Below are 15,288 nucleotides of genomic sequence, written 5' to 3' on the forward strand. Positions count from 1 at the left end.
CTTCAGGAATTCATCGACAGTGCTGAATTTGTTCCAAGGCATGGCTTGGTAGGAGCGCCAGACATCGAATGGATTGCGAATGCAGTAAACGTATGTGGGACGATTGTCCGGATCGTCGAAAATGATCTCATAACGCCGGAAATGGCGTTCGTGCCGGGGAGTCTTATGGCCGAACCAGACGGCGTCGGAACGCTCTGCCGGCTTCCCGGACGCGCCGATGCGGAAGGCCTGCCGCGCTTGTTCGTAGGTGGCTGCGGACGCTCCCTCTCCGCGCTGGATGCGTGCGGTCTCCAGCCATGCCAGAAGCCGCGTTCCGGCGGGCCCCCCCAGCTCGCCCTGCAGTTCGACCAAGGCGGAGTTTGTCAGGATGTTGGCGCACATACGCGTTCCCGACCGACCCATCCCGCAGACAATCAGAGGACGGGGTTTTACTTGCGCCACAGGCTGTTCCTATTCTGCCGCGCCCTGTGGCGCGCAGACGCTTTTAGACGGGCTTTCTCGGGGCCGCTAGTCCGACTTGGAAGGCCCTTCCTGACCAGAGCCCGCCTTGAATCCGTTGTCGCTTCGGGTCTGCGCGAATCACGATCGGGGACGCTGCTGACCTGTTTGCGTGTTCGCGATCCATAGCGGCCATCAAGGCCACAGCCTGCATCCGGGTGCGAACCCCGAGCAGTTCACATGCGCGAGCGAAATGCTCGTCTACGGTTCGCGGCGACAGGCTGAGGGCCTCCCCGATCGCGCTTGAACTGAGCCCGCGCGAGGCCAGGGCCAGACAATCCCGGTGACGGTCGGTGAGACTATCCCGCAAAGGATTCGGTGCGTGCTTTGGCAAATGGTGCGGCATGGCTTGAGCAAAAACCAACCTCAGGTTTGCGGCAAGCCCGAAAAGCTTCATCAGCAGAGATGCGGTAGAAGCCGTCACTCCGTATCGGTTGAGCCAGGCGAAGTGAGGTGCTCGACGCCGGCTTCGAGCCAACCGCGAGCGTCCTGCTCGCGCCGCTGCGCCAGATCGCCGATTTGTTCGAGGACGTGAGTGAAGGCGTTGACGAGGGTGCGTACGTCGAGCGCCGCGATCGTGTCTCCATAATCTCGGTCCAGTTCCTTCAACGCCACCATGAGAATGGTCATCAGCTTATTGTCGGCGCACCGCAGGGCGAACTCCGGGGAACCCAAGGCGAGGCAGGCGATGAGCGCGTGGGCGTCGCTGTCGGTCGCCTTGGCGAACCGGTGAAGGTGCTCCAGGTTCACCCGTCCGGCCCCGGACTCGAAATGTTCATATGACCTTGGCGGCATGTTCATTCGGTCCGCGACGTCGACCGTGCGTAGCTGCCGCTTCTTCCGGATCGACCTCAGCGCAGCCGTGAGGACATCTTTCTGGGTCTGACGGTCAATCGCATTCATGTCCGGCCTTCACTCCGCACATAGACCAGAGGATGTCGATTCAGGTCTTCTCTCTGCCTGGTTGAAAAATGGAACAGGCGGGACGGAAATAAAAGGTTGAGGAGAACTGGGCGGAAGCCACTTGCTTGAGAGCAGGTTCTGGGGCGCTGAGCCATCCTGTCGAAAGGGGCAAGGATGATGCCCGCCACACTACAATGCCAGGCCTCTCTGGCGTCTGCCATCACTATGAGGAGCGTTGGGGGGCAGACTCCCCGGCGCGCCGAGTTCACGGTAGGATGTCTGATCGGCGCGCAACGCTCGGATGCTGGAAGTCAGTCGCTATGGGAAAAAAGCTGGGTCGGCCGCAGCGGCTGGCACTCATCATCGCCGGTGAGATCATCGTTGTGACGGCGATCATCGTGGCTTTCGAGCTGAGCATGCGCGATGCGCTTATCGCTAGCGCCGTTGCGGGCTGGCTGGGTCTGGAGGCCTTCTTTTCGGCGCGTCGCCAACGTTCGAGCCTGACCGATGGAACCCCTAAAAAGCCGAGGGGGGCGGGGCCGTGGGCGTGATGGTAGCCCCATCGGTCTGCAAAGACCCCTAAGACTTCCTCGGTTTAGCCGTACGCCGTATAGATATCGCACCGGTGCTGCTGGGCTTGCTGATGGAGATCCAGTCTGGCTCAGGGGCAGATCAGGCGAGTAGGCGCGCGGGCGGCACGTCTAGGGCGGCAGCCAATCGGCCCAACGCCCGGACTGTGGGGTTGCGTGTGCCCCGCTCTAGGTCGCTTACATAGCTACGTTTCATGCCCGCCCTGAAGGCGAGTTCTTCTTGCGATAGGCCAGCTTTTTCCCGCAAGGCACGCACATTCCGGCCGAAGAGGATGACCACGTCCATCCCCGTCATAGGCCAGCGCTTGGCGCGAAACGCCGCCCACTAAACGTGTCATTTCAGTTAGGTCGGGTGTTTTGTTCGTGATCACGCTGGTCGATGCCGCACAAGGCGCTGTCCGGAATCCTGAGAACACAAACCACTCGGGGCGATGGGCTGGCCCCAATCGCGCACTCGAAGTCCATGTGAGCGGCAGGAGCGATGGGGGCATTTGCTATGACGGAGCTCCGGAAGTGCGTTCCGGTCGTGAAATGGCGACGGACAAGTTCGCGGAGTGCTCGAAACATGTGTGGCCTGCGGACTCCGCTCTCCCCTGAAGCGCATGGAATGCCTTCGGGCGCCAACTGAATTTCGCAGTTCGCAGGACGAGCGCGTCATGCGCGAAAGCGCGTCGCTTCAATCGTCAAGGAGTTTGGCGGGGTGGATGGATAGTCCCAATGCTAACCGCTCCAGCGCTCTTACCGATGGGTTACGTGTGCCTCTTTCGAGATCGCTTAGGTAGCTACGCTTCATGCCTGCGCGGAAGGCCAGTTCTTCTTGAGACAAGCCAGCTTCGCGACGAAGCGTCCGAACACGTTTTCCGAGACGGGTAACAATGTCCATCCCTCAAAATGGACGGCGAAGGGGTCTTTCGGCTGTCCCCTAAACGTGTCATTTTCCTGCGATGGTTGCAGTTTCTGCAGATGACGATCGCAATGTCTGATCACCTCCATGGATTATCTCGCCCGGATGCTGCCGTTCAGAGTCTCTACGATCGATACGGCGCGTGGCTTAGCGCTCGCCTGATCAGGCTTTACGGACGGCAGGAAGCCGAAGACATCGCCCAAGAAACGTGGGTTCGGCTCTTTCGCTACAAGTCAGTTGATATCCGGCACCCGCCCGCCTTGCTGCTGCGAATAGCATCCAACTTGATGTGGGACCGCCAGCGGCAGGTGCGACGGCGCCAGCTTGAAGAAACGGCTTCCCAACGGTGTCATATCGTTCAGGCTGTCCAATCCGAAGCCGTCCTAATCAAGGAACTGATCCTCAGCTTGCCAGAGCCTCTGCGGGATGTCTTCCTGTTGTCCCGGGTGGATGGTTTGACCAACGCCCAGATCGGCGAGAAGCTGGGGCTGTCGCCCAAGACGGTGGAATGGCGCATGACGCGGGCCCTGGCCCACTGCGCCGCACAGCTTCGGCGCTAGCATGAGGCGGGATATGGCCGGCCCCACTGTGCGGGTTGAAGCAGCGGAGGAGGAGGCGGCCGCCTGGCACGCCCGTCTCGGCTCGACCGTGGTGGCCACCAAGACCATCGAGGAATTTTTTGAATGGCGCTCCCGCCCCGGGAACGCAGATGCCTACGCTCGGGTGGATCGGGTCTGGCGCGAGAGCCAGGGGCTGGGGGGGGATCCCCAGATCGCCGAAGCCTTGCAAGAAGCCCGAGGCCGGCGCAATCGGCGCCCGGGGCGCAGTCGGCGCTCGGTGGTCTTCGGCGGCGCGGCGGCGCTCACGGCGCTGGCGCTGGTCGTCGGCGGGACTCTCTGGTGGAGCGCCAGGGGCGTCCATGAAACCGCCGTGGGCGAACGCAGGGACATCCGTTTGGCCGATGGATCCCTTGTGAACCTGGACACGGATTCGCGCATCCGCGTGGTGTTCGACCAGCAGGGGCGCCGCGTGGAGCTGCTGGAGGGGCAGGCGCTGTTTGACGTCACGCCTGATCCGCAGCGGCCGTTCTCGGTGGAGGCGGCCGGGGCGCGGGTGGTGGCGGTCGGCACGGTGTTCGAGGTGCGGCGCCGGGGCGAGCGGGTGGATGTGACCCTCGTGTCCGGGCGGGTGAATGTCCAGGGGGGGCAGGGCGGCGGCATCCAGCCCCTTGAGCCCGGACAGCAGGCGCGGGTGTCGGAGAGCCGGGTGGAGACGCGGGCGGTGGATGCGGCCGTGGAGACCAGCTGGACCACGGGGCGGCTGATCTTTCAGAATGTGCCGCTCGGTCAGGCCGTGGAGGAGATGAACCGCTATCTGGCCGAGGGCATCGTCATTGATGATCCGGGCATCCGCGACGAGGCGATCAGCGGGGTGTTCCGCACCGGCGACCGGGACGCCTTCGTGGCCGCGTCCTCGGACGTGCTCGGACTCTCCGTCGTTCCGAAGGCGGACGGCGCCGTGGGTCTGAGCCGCCGCCGAAATTAAATTTGTGAATGGCTCCGGGGTTACCGGGGGTCTCGACGGTCTCTTCCTCTGACGCCGAGGGGGCGCCGAGGGAGACACGCCTATGAACCGCTTCAACCTGCTCACCGGAGCCGCCGTCGCAGCCTGCCTATCCACCCTGCTGCGCCGGCCGCAGCCCAGAATGAACGGATGTTCGACGTCCCGCCGGGCGCCCTGGGCGAAGCCCTGACCGCTTTCGCCACCCAGGCGGATCAGCAGATCCTCTTCACACCGCAGCTGGTGGACGGGCTGAGGTCGCCGGGCGTCACCGGCAGGCTGACGCCCTCGGAGGCCCTGGAGCGCCTCCTTGAGGGCTCGGGACTGGAGGGCCGGCAGATCCGGCCCGGGGTGTTCGCCCTGCGTCGCCCGGCTCTTGAGCCTGTGACCGAACTGGAGGCCCTGGTGGTGACCGGGACGCTGCTGGTCTCCTCGGGGGACCTTGCGTCCCCGGTGGTCACCCTGGACCGCGATGAGCTGGACCGGCGCGGCTACGGGACCGTGGCGGAAGTGTTGGCCGCCCTGCCGCAAAACTACGCCGGCACCTCCACGCCGCTGACCCAGGCGACGGGCGCGGACGTGGGGACCTCGAACAATGTCTACGCCACAGGGGTGAACCTGCGGGGGCTGGGTCCGTCGGCCACCCTAGTGCTGGTGAATGGGCGACGGCTGGCCGGGACCGGCTCGCGCGCCGAGTTCGCCGACATCTCAGCCTTGCCGTCTGCGGCGGTGGAGCGGGTGGATGTGCTTCTCGACGGCGCGTCCGCCCTTTACGGCGCCGATGCGGTGGCGGGCGTGGTCAATGTGATCATGCGGCGGTCTTATGACGGCCAGGAGAGCCGGTTGCGGCTGGCGGCCGCGCAGGGCGGGGCCGAGGACGTCCAGCTGTCCCATCTTGCGGGACGCCGGTGGGCGTCCGGCTCGGCCTATCTGTCCTATGAGCACCAGAGCGCCAACGGCCTCAGCGCTTCGGATCGGGCCTATACGGCCGACGGCGACCTGCGGCCGTTCGGCGGGACCGATCACCGCATCTTCTACAGCGCCCCGGGCAACATCGTGGCCTTCGACCCGGTCAGTTCGGCCTACCAGGTGCTCTGGGGCATACGGCCCGCCCCCGGAGGCACAGCCCAGGGACCGGAGGACTTCTCGGCAGGGGAGGCCAATCTCCAGTCGCCGCGCCTGGGCGTGGATCTCCTGCCGGAGCTTGAGCGCCACAGCGCCTACGGACGGGTCCGCCAGACCCTGGGGGAGCGCCTCGAGCTGTCAGCGGACCTGCGCTACAGCCGGCGCAAGACGGAGAACGCCACCGTGCCCGCCTCCGGGGTCTTCAATGTCACCGAGGCCAATCCGTGGTTCGTCTCGCCCGCCGGCGCAACGTCTCATTCCATCGCCTACTCCTTTGTGCGCGACCTGGGGCCGGCGCGCAGCCACGCGCGGTCCGAAAGCATCGGGGGCACCTTGGGCGCGCGGTATGACCTGGCGGGCGGCTGGCTGCTGGAAGGCTATCTGGCTGAGGCGGTCGAGCGGGCCGACTACGGGGTCTCCAACCGGGTCAACGCCACCTACCTGGCTGAGGCCCTGGGCAATGCGCCGGACAATCCGGCGACGTCGTTCCGGGCAGAGGTGGACGGCTATTTCAACCTGTTCGGCGACGGTTCGGCCAACACGGCCGCCGTCCTGGACTTCATCGGCTCCGGCTACGGCCAGGTGAGCAACCGCAGCCGCGCCTCCGCGGCCAATCTGATGGTTCAGGGTCCGCTCTGGCGGCTGCCCGCAGGCGACCTCAAGGTCGCCCTGGGGGCTCAAGTCCGCTCTGAAGGCTTCGAAAGCCGGGGCGAGACCTTTCTGGCGGGGATCGAGCCGCGGCTGATGGCGACGCCGGAGCGCGAGCGGTCGGTCACGGCGGTGTTCGCGGAAGCGCGGGCGCCTCTGGTCGCCCCGGCGTCCGGGCACCCTGGGATTCGCGCGCTGGACCTGTCACTGGCCGTACGGCACGAGGACTATGACGACTTCGGCTCCACCACCAACCCGAAGGTAGGGATCGTCTGGGAGCCGCTGGAAGGTCTCGGCGTGCGCGCCTCCTGGGGCACCTCGTTCCGGGCCGGCGCTCTGCCCCAGCTGTTCGACCAGCAAGGGGTGTCGCCCACGTTCCTGTCGCGGGCGGACGGCTCGGAGGCGCTGATCCTGATGGTCTATGGCGGCAATCCCGATCTGCAGCCGGAAACCTCCGAGACGTTCACAGCGGGCTTTGACTACCGGTCGGCGGGCGGGTCCTCCCTGAGCGTGAACCTGTTCGAGACGCGCTTCGACGATCGGATCGCCCAGCCGGTGAACGCCAATTTCGAAGGGGCGCTGATCGATCCGACCCTCAGCCCCTTCGTGACCCTGATCGATCCGGCGAACAACGCCGCGGACCTGGCGCTCATCGAGAGCTATGCGGATACGCCGGGCTTCTCGCCGGCCTTCCCCGCCGAAAGCTATGGCGCGATCGTCGATACCCGCTGGGTCAACACTGGGGCGGTGCGGGTGCGCGGCCTGGACCTGTCCGCCCGACACAGCTGGGCGCTGCAGTCCGGCGATCTGGCGCTGGAGACCACAGCCTCCTGGATCATCGATTACGAGAGCCGGGCCACGCCGACGGCGCCGCCGAACAGGTCGCGGGGCTGCTGGGCTATCCCGTGCGCCTGAGGGCGCGCACGGGGGTGAGCTGGTCAGGGGACGGGTTCGACCTTGGAGCCTACTGGAACCACGTGGCCGCCTATGAGGATCGCGCCGGGACCCGGATCGACGCCTGGGACACCCTGGACGCCCGCGTAGCCTGGCGGCCGGTCTCCAGCCTGTTCGACGGGCTGAGGGTCGAGGTGGCCGTGCAGAACCTGCTCGATGAAGCCCCGCCGTTCTACGACTCTCCGACCGGTTTCGGGTTTGACGCCGGGCAAGCCAGCCTTCTGGGCCGCGTCGTCTCTCTTCAGCTAATCAAGCGCTGGTAGATCATCATGCGCCCCATCATGCAGCGCCTCGCGGCGCTGGCGGCTGTGCTGCTGTGCGTCCTGGCCCCGCCGGCCCACGCTGAACCTCCGCGGTCCCTGTCCGTGGACGACCTGCTTGGTCTGGAGGCCTTCGGTCAGGCGGCGATCTCTCCGGACGGTCGCTGGGCGGTTTACGAGCGACGGGGCGCCTACGACACCCTGGAGCGGGTCGACCTCGGCGGACAGTCGGTCCGGACCTTGATGGACCTGTGGGTGGCCGACCTCGAGACCCCGTCAGCGCCGCCTCGACGGCTATTGCCTGGGGAGGGGCCGGGCCTGGAGCTGGTGGCCTGGTCACCCTCCGGGCGCCGGCTACTGGTGACGCGGCTCCAGGACGGCGCCTTCGAGTACGGCGTGGTCTCCATGACCGACCGGTCCGTTCGCTGGACCGGGCTCGCCCCGGAGCTTCCGCTCAACGGCGCCTTCGCCGCCTGGGCGTCGGACGATACGGTCCTGCTTCTGGTCCGGCCGGACGGCGGCCTGCCGCTGGCTCTGGGGTACAATCGCGCCGCCATGAGCCGCAGGGCGGACGCCTGGGAACGGACCGCCCGGGGGCGGCAGCCGGCTCGGACGGTCATGGACGCCACGGAAGGCGTGGTGACCACGGAGGACCCGGAACCGGTGCAGGCTCTGGTGAGACTGGATCTGCCGGCGGGGCGAACCCGCGTCCTGGCCGAGGGGCGCATCGCCGACTTCGCCCTCTCTCCCGATGGGCGAGCCGTGGCCCTGGCGTCTCGGGCGGAGGCGATTCCGCTGGGCCGGCCGGAACTGCTTCACATGGAGGACGACCGTCGGCGCAGGCTGATCGTCCTGGACCTGGAGACCGGCGAACGGCGGTCCGAGGCGCCAGGCCTGGATGTGGCTCCGCACCTGCTGCGCTGGTCGGCCGACTCCGGCGCGGTCCTGGTCTGGGCCCGCCAGGACGGACGGCGCTGGGATGAGGGCGGGCTGGCGAGCCTCGGCGATGACGGGGTCGCCCGGTACGATCTCGGGACCCTCGCGCCAGTATCCTCGGCCGAAATCGTGCTGAGCGGCGTCCGGGCCGAATGGCTCGGCAGGCGGCCCGTCCTGCATGCAGCCACGGAATCGGGCGGACGGCGCGACTGGCATCTGCTTTCGCTCAATGCGCCGCCGCTGACCTTGACCGGCGGTCTGGCGCAGCCCCCGGGCCGCATCGCGGCTGCCGGGGACGACGGGCTCCGCGCCTTTGCTGACGGCGCCTTGTGGGCGATGACGTCCACGGGGATGCGGCGGATCAGCCCCGCCGGCTTGACGGTTCGAGAGGCGACGCCCTTCGACCTCAATAGCGTCCGGCGGTTGAAGACCAATGAAGCGCCCCGGCGCGCATGGACGGCGGCCATCGATGCGGACAATCGGCTGCTGATCCTGGATGAAGACCGGATGCTGGCCCTTGGCGGCGCGGGCGGCGCGCACGACCGGGTGCTGGCGCTGAACCGGCGCGCCGCCCTCGTGCTGCAGCCCGAAGGCCTGTCGGAACGCCTTCAGCTTCACAACGACGACGCGAGCGCGGTCCTGGACGAGGTGAACCAGCGTCTGGCCGACGTCATCCTTACCGAGGCGCAGCCCATTCCGCACCTGGACTGGCAGGGGGCGGAGACGACCAGTTGGCTGTTTCTGCCCCCTGGCCCCGCGGACTCCATCCGCGGCCTGATTGTGGGCGTCTACCCCGGCTGGGCGGATAATCTCGCTCGGGTCGACCCCTTCACCATGACCTACAGCCGGCGGCCTGAGGTCTATGTGTCGGCGGGATACGCCGTGCTGAGCCCCATGATACCTGCAGGCCTGTCGGCCGAGGAACGTGGAGCGGCTTACGTGGCCAGTGTGGACCTCGCCGTGGACGCGGCCCTGGCGCGCTTCCCACAGCTGCCCGAAGACCGGATGGTGCTGTCCGGTCACAGCTTTGGTGGGTATGCCGCCCTGGAGATCGCCACCCGGTCCAGCCGGTTCCGTTCCTATATCGCCTCGGCGCCCTACAGCGACCTGTTCGGGGTGTGGGGCGAGTTCGACGCGGTCGGCCGCATCCAGCCGGAGACCGGCATGTTCTTCCGCTTCAACCAGGGCTGGAGCGAAGTGGGGCAGGGGAGCCTGGGGGCGCCGCCATGGGGCGCGCCGGAGCGCTACGCGGCTTCCAGCCCGTTCCTGCGCGCGGACCGCATCAGCCGGCCGGTGCTCCTTCTCACCGCGGATCTGGACTTCGCACCCATGAGCCAGGCCGAGCGCATGTTCAGCGCCATTCTTCGCACCGGCGGCCAGGCGCGTCTGGTCACCTATTGGGGTGAAACCCATCTGATCTGGAGCCCGGCCAACATTCGCGACTACTACGCCCAGGTCTTCGAATGGCTGGCCTTGACCCTCGACCCTGTGGAGGGGGTCAGGCCGCCGGGCCCAGATGCGCCTCCCACGTCCGCACCCAGCCCTCGTACGCCGCCACTGTGAGGATGACGGCGTAGTGGCCACGCCACACCAGGGCCTCAGGTTGCAGTTCGATCTCGGCGGCGGCCTGATCGATCAATCCAAGCGCGGCGAGCCGACCCTCGATCAGCCACGGGCGGAGAAAATCCAGATTCTCCGCGACCAGCCGACCATAGATCCGGGTCATTTCGCCCTTGGAGCGTCGATCGACAATCTGGCGCGGCAGCCTGGCGCGGAAGGCCGCTCTCGCCAGCCCACGGTCCCGGCCGCCGATGGTCAGCACTGGCGCCGGCAGCGCCAGACAGGCCTCGGTGACGGGCTGGGCGCACAGGGGATTGCGCACGTCCACTGTACGGGTGAGGGCGGTGGCGCCGTGGTGCGAAACGCTGTCGATGACGCCGGCCAGCTGGAAGGCCTTGCCCGGGCCGAGCCCATGGCTGCCCGCGAGCCAGGGGTGGGCAGGCGCCGGGCCGGGCAGGGGCGTCAGGATGGGGTGCTCGCGCTGCGGCGGGCAAGGCGGTCCGGGTCGATGGTCCCGCGCGCGGCGGATCATGGTCCAGATCGAGACTTCATTGGCTGCGGCCAGCTCCAGCAGGTCCGGTGAGCGCAGCGCCCGCCATCCCCGCGCCATCCAGTCATCGGTGAAGACGTCCGGGGTCGCGGCCTGAAAGAAGATGCTGTCGCCGCCTCTGCCCGTCATCACCGCCGTGACGCCCGCCGCTTCCATATGACGGCCCCACGCGAGATCCTGTGGCCGGTCGATGGCGTTGAGGCCCGGCCGGATGCCGCCCGAGATGGCCGTCAGCCAGTCGGTGCTGAGCGGCGCCGTCGCATGACGGACGCACTGGGGACGGAAGCCCAGGGCCCGTCCCAGGAGGCGAGCGTAAGCCCGTTCGTCGGACTCCGGCGTGGAGCCGGTTGCGTTCAGCCACAGGCAGACCGCTTCGGGCGCATGGCGGACGAGGCTTGCCGCCACGATGCTGGAATCCAGTCCGCCGGAGACCTCGGCGGCCAGCGGCCCGGAAAGGCCTGCCAGACCGCCGACGGCCTCATCCACAGCCCCCGCCAGCCGGCAGGCCGCAGCCTCGACTGACGGCGATTCCTAAAGGCTTCTCATCGCGAAATCCATGGGGCGCCAGATCGCCTCGGGCGGCTCGGACAGCGGCAGCGGCTGGACGCTGCCGGGCGACAGGGCGGTCGGGCCCCTGATCATGAGCGCCCCCGTCCCGCCGACCAGGCTGTGGAGCTCTTGGTGAACCCGCTGCGCTTCGATGCGCCAGTCCGGGCGAAGACGACGGATCAGCCACGGTTCCGCCGATGAGGCGGCGAAGGTCAGCCCCGCCTGGCGCCAGGCGATGCATTCCAGGGCGCCGGAGGGATCGCGCATCAGCGCCAGTGGACGTCCAGCGGCGTCCAGACGGACGCCGATGAAGCGACCCCACAAGCGCGCGGCCATTTTGCGCTCATAGTCCCACGGGTCGTCCTGGCGGCCTGGCGGATACTCAGGGGAGCGCCGGTCCAGCACGTCGCTCCGCCGCCTATTGGCGGGGCGTCCGACAATCTTCGGCGGGGTTTGAGCGATCAGCGCACGCAGTGGTTCAAACCGGTCAAGCCGGGCGTCTGGACGCCCTCAGCCGGGGAGTGCGCATGGCCAAAAGCCGGGATCCGTTTCTCACAGCGTTGACGCGCATGCGCGAAGCAGCCGAGACGGGCGGCTATGCCCCCGGCCGGCCCATCGTCATCATTGACGAGGCGCGCCGCCTGGGACTCTCCACCACACCGGTTCGCGAGGCCTTGGCCTGGCTCTGCGGCGAGGGGGTGATCGAGCGCGGGCCGGCCGGCGGATTTCTGGCGCGACGGCTGGACGCCGGCGCGGTGCGGGACCGCTACGGGTTCCGGCTCGCTTGCCTTGGGCCGGACTGGACCTGAGCGACGGCTTGCCGCGTTACGGGGGAACTCTCTTGCAGGGTGTGACCGCGACCAGCTCACTTCAGGCGCTGTTCGAGCGGCTGGTGCGTCGCTCTGGCAACAGGCTGCTTTTGTCGGCCTACTCGTGGGTGAACGGGCAACTGCGGATTCTGAGGGATCTGGAGACAGGCCTGTTCGACGATCACGAGGCGGAAGCGCAGGCGCTCCTGACCCTGGCTGGGCGCGAGGCGACGGCGGCACTGCGGCAAGGGCTCAAGACGTACCATGACCGCAGGATCCAGGCGGCGCCCATCCTCGCTCTGGAAGCTGCGGCGCAGACGGGTCCGCCAAGGCCATCATAGGCGACGCGCGCCCTCGCCCGAACTTCAGGGCTCCGAGACTTGGAGAGGTTGCCCCTTGTGACCCTCTGCCGCCATCCCCCGCGAACGCAAAGCCGAGGCCCGGTCTGCCCTGCACACGCAACTTTGTTGCGGGCCCTCCGCAAGATTCCGTCGTTGCCGGTAGTTCGCCTGCGAGGATAGTGGAGCGGTGCAACGCAGGAGGGTTTGTGACGATGGATCGCAACCTGAACCGTCTGAGTCCGCGAGAACGCGAGTGCCTGTACTGGGCCAGCGAAGGCAAGAGCTCCAGCGACATCGCGGCGATACTAGGCTTGTCGCCAAGGACCGTGGACAGCTACCTTGAGAAAACCTGCGCGAAATTCGGCGTGCGGACCCGCATCGAGGCTGTGGCCTCGGCGGTCCGCGCCGGAATACTTCACCCGAGGCCTCCAGCCGACTTTGGCGACCCTGCACCCTGACCGCACTTCGGCCCGGCGCCGTTCCGGGCAGCGATTCGCCCGCCGGATTTCAAGGGCGAAGCTACGGGTTGGCCCGGCCGCGGCTGCGCGTGATTCTCGTCCCGTTGTCTGGACGCGCGGCGCTGGGCCGCCGTCGCTGCAAAGGGAGCTGCGTCGTGACCGCAGCGACGCCAATTGGAGCCTTCAAGGGAGCGCCCGCGCAGGGCCGGGGAGGGCGGCGATGATCGGCGCCCTGCCCAACTGGCCGGCCATGATGGCCACCGACATGGCTGCGGCCTATGTCTCCATGTCCGAGAGCGGGTTTCAGGCCCTGGCGGCCGCCAACGGCGTGCGGCCGGTGGATCTGGGCGGTCTGCGCGGGGTTCGCTGGAAGAAGGGTGACGTGGACCGACTGGTTGACACCCTTCCGCCCCGTGAAGAATCCTCGCGCGCGAGCGGCGCCGTCCGCACGCCCAGCGTGGCCGACGCCCGGCTGGCCCAGGAGGCCCTGAACCGGGTCGGCTCCAGGAGCGCCAGGCGGGCGGCCCGCTGACCATGCGGGAGCCGCCCATGAAATACGTCAATCGCGTCGTCCGCCCGTCCGGCGAGGTCCAGCTGTACCTGCGCAAGAAGGGCCTGCCCGCCGTCCGCCTGACCCACGCCGAGGGCTCCGCCGCCCTGAAGGCGGAGGTGGAGGGTCTGGTGCGCGCCCTGTCCTCGCCCAAACCCCTGGCGGGGACCATGAAGGCCGCCCTGCGGGAGTACGAGCTGGGGCCGGACTTCAGGCCGCTGCGCGATTCCACCAAATACGAGTACCGGCTGATCCTGAAGGAGTTCGGCCAGGACCTGGGCGAGCTGCCCCTGACCATCATGACCCCGGCCTATGCGAAGGCCCTGCGCGACGCCTGGGCGGCCCGTGGGCACCGGGCGGCCAACATCCGGCTGCAGGTGCTCAAGAACGTCCTGAACGGTCCCATCATCGCCCGGACCATCGCGGACCCTTCGGGCGCATCAGCCAGGTGCGCCGTCCGGCCAGTGCGCCGGAGCCGCACCCCATCTGGCCGGGCCCGGTGTTCGAGACGGTCATGGCCGAGCTGATCCGGACCCGCCGCTTCGGCCTGGCCCGGGCGGTGGCCATCGCCCGCTATGTGGGGGCCCGGCGCGAGGACCTGACGAAGATTCCCCGCGCGGCCCGGGCCGGCGGGCGCTTCGCCTTTCTCAGCGGCAAGCGCCGGGTGCCGGTGAACCTGCGCGAGGATCCGGAGCTGACCCGCTGGCTGGCCCAGACCCCGGAGACCCAGCCCCTGTCCGACTGGCAGGCGACCCGCACGGCGGCGAAGCGGCGGACCCTGACCACGCCCATCACCCTGGTCTACAACCGCCAGGGACAGCCCTACAGCGCCGACGGCCTGGCCCAGGAGCTGGCCAAGGTCGTCGGCGAGCTGCACAAGGCCGGGCGCATCGACCACGCCCGCTACGATGTCCACGGCCTGCGGCACACCCGGGGGGTGGAGCTGGCTCTGGCGGGGGCCACGGACGCCGAGGGCGCCGCCCAGCTGGGGCAGGTCAGTCCGGCCAGCTTCGCCCAGTATCGCCGTCAGGCGGACCGCATCCGCATGGCGGACAACGCCTCGGACAAGCTCACCGAGCTGCGCGCGCGGCAGGCCGGGGCGGCTGAAGCGAACAGCCCGGGAACAAAAAGTGCAACAGGAGGCGCCACAAAAGTGCAACGGCCGGCGGCCCTACCGGGCGCCGGCCGCTAGCAGTCCCTTACGGGATAAGGGGTTGCGATGGTACCGCCCTCCCGGATCGAACGGGAGACCTCCAGAGCCACAATCTGGCGCTCTAACCAACTGAGCTAGGGCGGCATCGCGAAGGCCGGTGTCTAACCGCACCGGGCTCGCTGATCAAGCGCAGAAGACGCCTACCAGCCGCGGCTGGAGATATACTGCTCCAGTTGGGCGATGCGGGTCTGGTCCGAGGGGTGGGTGGAGGCGAACTCCGGAGTGGAGCCCTGGCGCTGCTGGGCCATCAGCGTCCACAGGGCGACGGCCTCGCGCGGGCGGTACCCTGCGGCGGCCATGTAGTCCACGCCCAGACGGTCAGCTTCAAGTTCGTGATTGCGCGAGAAGGGCAGGAGCACGCCCAACTGGGCGCCGATCCCGCCGAGGGCGCCGACGGCCTGGCCATAGTCGCCGGCCGCACCACGCGCCACCTGCAGGCCCGTGGCGGTCAGGGCGGTCTGGGAATAGCGTTCGGCGGCGTGGCGAGCGACCACGTGGCCCACCTCGTGGCCGATGACGGCGGAGAGCTGGTCGTCATTCCGCACCAGGTTCAGCAGTCCCGTCGTCACCCCGATCTTGCCGTTAGGGAGGACGAAGGCGTTGGGAGAGTCGTTCTGGAAGACGGCGTAGTCCCAGGACAGACGAGCATCCAGGTTGGCGGCCGAGACGATGCGGCTGCCCACGGTTCGCACACGCTGGTTCTGGGCGGCGTTGCTGGTGGGATTCATCTCGCGCATGGCCTGGGTCCAGGCCTGATCGGCTGAGGACTGCAGGGCCGCGTCGTCCACGATCAGCAACTGGTTACGACCCAGGGTCTCGTTGTAGGCACAGGCGCCAAGGCTGGCGGTCAGGGCGGTGGCGGCGGCGAGGGCCGCAACGG

Annotated in this window: 20 protein-coding genes and 1 tRNA gene; 12 read left to right on the forward strand and 9 right to left on the reverse strand. The window is 68.0% G+C overall.

Translation table 11 applies throughout. The annotated features are described in order from the left end of the window. The 3 genes from MBEBAB_RS12575 to MBEBAB_RS12580 all read right to left on the reverse strand — a co-directional run. A partial coding sequence (locus MBEBAB_RS12575; protein WP_373852945.1) for a sulfotransferase occupies positions 1-441 on the reverse strand: 441 nt, incomplete at its 3' end. 43 nt (positions 442-484) lie between these two features. After that, positions 485-895 carry a helix-turn-helix domain-containing protein gene (locus MBEBAB_RS15820; protein WP_081703525.1) on the reverse strand — a complete coding sequence of 137 codons (411 nt, stop codon included), beginning with the start codon at positions 893-895 and terminating at the stop codon, positions 485-487. A gap of 23 nt (positions 896-918) precedes the next feature. Then, entirely contained in the window at positions 919-1,401 is a 483-nt protein-coding gene (locus MBEBAB_RS12580) for a helix-turn-helix domain-containing protein (protein ID WP_045319332.1), read from the reverse strand. A gap of 320 nt (positions 1,402-1,721) precedes the next feature. Between MBEBAB_RS12580 and MBEBAB_RS12585 the strand changes: the two genes are divergently transcribed. Continuing rightward, positions 1,722-1,952: a hypothetical protein gene (locus MBEBAB_RS12585; RefSeq protein ID WP_021698376.1), complete on the forward strand. Its 231-nt coding sequence runs from the start codon at positions 1,722-1,724 to the stop codon at positions 1,950-1,952. A gap of 121 nt (positions 1,953-2,073) precedes the next feature. Here the strand turns inward: MBEBAB_RS12585 and MBEBAB_RS15825 are convergent, their stop codons facing one another. Next, entirely contained in the window at positions 2,074-2,286 is a 213-nt protein-coding gene (locus tag MBEBAB_RS15825) for a helix-turn-helix domain-containing protein (protein ID WP_306302035.1), read from the reverse strand. 381 nt (positions 2,287-2,667) lie between these two features. Beyond that, positions 2,668-2,874, reverse strand: coding sequence for a helix-turn-helix domain-containing protein (locus MBEBAB_RS15830; protein ID WP_081703526.1), 207 nt, complete (start codon positions 2,872-2,874; stop codon positions 2,668-2,670). Positions 2,875-2,882: 8 nt separating this feature from the next. On the opposite strand from MBEBAB_RS15830, the gene MBEBAB_RS12590 reads away from it, so the two are divergent. The 5 genes from MBEBAB_RS12590 to MBEBAB_RS12605 all read left to right on the forward strand — a co-directional run bounded on the left by MBEBAB_RS12590 (position 2,883) and on the right by MBEBAB_RS12605 (position 9,941). Further along, a complete protein-coding gene (locus MBEBAB_RS12590; RefSeq protein WP_052516808.1) occupies positions 2,883-3,455 on the forward strand; it encodes an RNA polymerase sigma factor in 573 nt (190 codons plus the stop codon). Between the two features lie 13 nt (positions 3,456-3,468). Further along, positions 3,469-4,440: a FecR family protein gene (locus tag MBEBAB_RS12595; RefSeq protein WP_045319333.1), complete on the forward strand. Its 972-nt coding sequence runs from the start codon at positions 3,469-3,471 to the stop codon at positions 4,438-4,440. A 168-nt stretch (positions 4,441-4,608) separates the two neighbouring features. Then, positions 4,609-7,143 (forward strand): TonB-dependent receptor, encoded by a 2,535-nt coding sequence (locus MBEBAB_RS12600; protein WP_021698379.1) that lies wholly within the window; start codon positions 4,609-4,611, stop codon positions 7,141-7,143. 14 nt (positions 7,144-7,157) lie between these two features. Then, the gene (locus MBEBAB_RS18150; protein ID WP_158332145.1) at positions 7,158-7,445 is read left to right on the forward strand and encodes a TonB-dependent receptor; all 288 of its coding nucleotides are present in this window, start codon (positions 7,158-7,160) and stop codon (positions 7,443-7,445) included. 6 nt (positions 7,446-7,451) lie between these two features. Further along, positions 7,452-9,941, forward strand: a complete 2,490-nt coding sequence (locus MBEBAB_RS12605) for a prolyl oligopeptidase family serine peptidase (RefSeq protein WP_021698381.1) — start codon at positions 7,452-7,454, stop codon at positions 9,939-9,941. Here MBEBAB_RS12605 and MBEBAB_RS12610 read toward each other — a convergent pair. Both MBEBAB_RS12610 and MBEBAB_RS12615 read right to left on the reverse strand, forming a co-directional pair. Further along, positions 9,877-10,974 (reverse strand): asparagine synthase-related protein, encoded by a 1,098-nt coding sequence (locus MBEBAB_RS12610; protein WP_045319334.1) that lies wholly within the window; start codon positions 10,972-10,974, stop codon positions 9,877-9,879. The genes MBEBAB_RS12605 and MBEBAB_RS12610 overlap by 65 nt on opposite strands. A 45-nt stretch (positions 10,975-11,019) precedes the next feature. Next, on the reverse strand, positions 11,020-11,373 hold the full coding sequence (locus MBEBAB_RS12615) for a hypothetical protein (protein WP_021698382.1): 354 nt from the start codon (positions 11,371-11,373) through the stop codon (positions 11,020-11,022). 233 nt (positions 11,374-11,606) lie between these two features. On the opposite strand from MBEBAB_RS12615, the gene MBEBAB_RS12620 reads away from it, so the two are divergent. The 6 genes from MBEBAB_RS12620 to MBEBAB_RS12640 all read left to right on the forward strand — a co-directional run bounded on the left by MBEBAB_RS12620 (position 11,607) and on the right by MBEBAB_RS12640 (position 14,387). After that, a complete protein-coding gene (locus tag MBEBAB_RS12620; RefSeq protein ID WP_052516809.1) occupies positions 11,607-11,846 on the forward strand; it encodes a GntR family transcriptional regulator in 240 nt (79 codons plus the stop codon). Between the two features lie 32 nt (positions 11,847-11,878). Beyond that, complete coding sequence (locus MBEBAB_RS12625) at positions 11,879-12,187, forward strand: hypothetical protein (RefSeq protein WP_148291547.1); 309 nt, start codon at positions 11,879-11,881, stop codon at positions 12,185-12,187. 212 nt (positions 12,188-12,399) lie between these two features. Further along, positions 12,400-12,645 (forward strand): helix-turn-helix domain-containing protein, encoded by a 246-nt coding sequence (locus MBEBAB_RS15835; RefSeq protein ID WP_148291548.1) that lies wholly within the window; start codon positions 12,400-12,402, stop codon positions 12,643-12,645. Positions 12,646-12,865: 220 nt separating this feature from the next. Then, positions 12,866-13,177 (forward strand): hypothetical protein, encoded by a 312-nt coding sequence (locus MBEBAB_RS12630; protein ID WP_021698385.1) that lies wholly within the window; start codon positions 12,866-12,868, stop codon positions 13,175-13,177. Positions 13,178-13,194: 17 nt separating this feature from the next. Next, positions 13,195-13,722, forward strand: a complete 528-nt coding sequence (locus tag MBEBAB_RS12635; RefSeq protein WP_021698386.1) for a hypothetical protein — start codon at positions 13,195-13,197, stop codon at positions 13,720-13,722. Further along, positions 13,644-14,387: a site-specific integrase gene (locus MBEBAB_RS12640; RefSeq protein ID WP_158332146.1), complete on the forward strand. Its 744-nt coding sequence runs from the start codon at positions 13,644-13,646 to the stop codon at positions 14,385-14,387. Before MBEBAB_RS12635 ends, MBEBAB_RS12640 begins: the two co-directional genes overlap by 79 nt. Positions 14,388-14,415: 28 nt before the next feature. Here MBEBAB_RS12640 and MBEBAB_RS12645 read toward each other — a convergent pair. Next, a tRNA-His gene (locus tag MBEBAB_RS12645) sits at positions 14,416-14,492 on the reverse strand. Positions 14,493-14,548: 56 nt separating this feature from the next. Continuing rightward, positions 14,549-15,288: M48 family metallopeptidase (locus tag MBEBAB_RS12650; protein WP_045319337.1), on the reverse strand; the 740-nt coding region annotated here is incomplete at its 5' end.

The organism is Brevundimonas abyssalis TAR-001 (genome assembly GCF_000466985.1).
Classification (GTDB): domain Bacteria; phylum Pseudomonadota; class Alphaproteobacteria; order Caulobacterales; family Caulobacteraceae; genus Brevundimonas; species Brevundimonas abyssalis.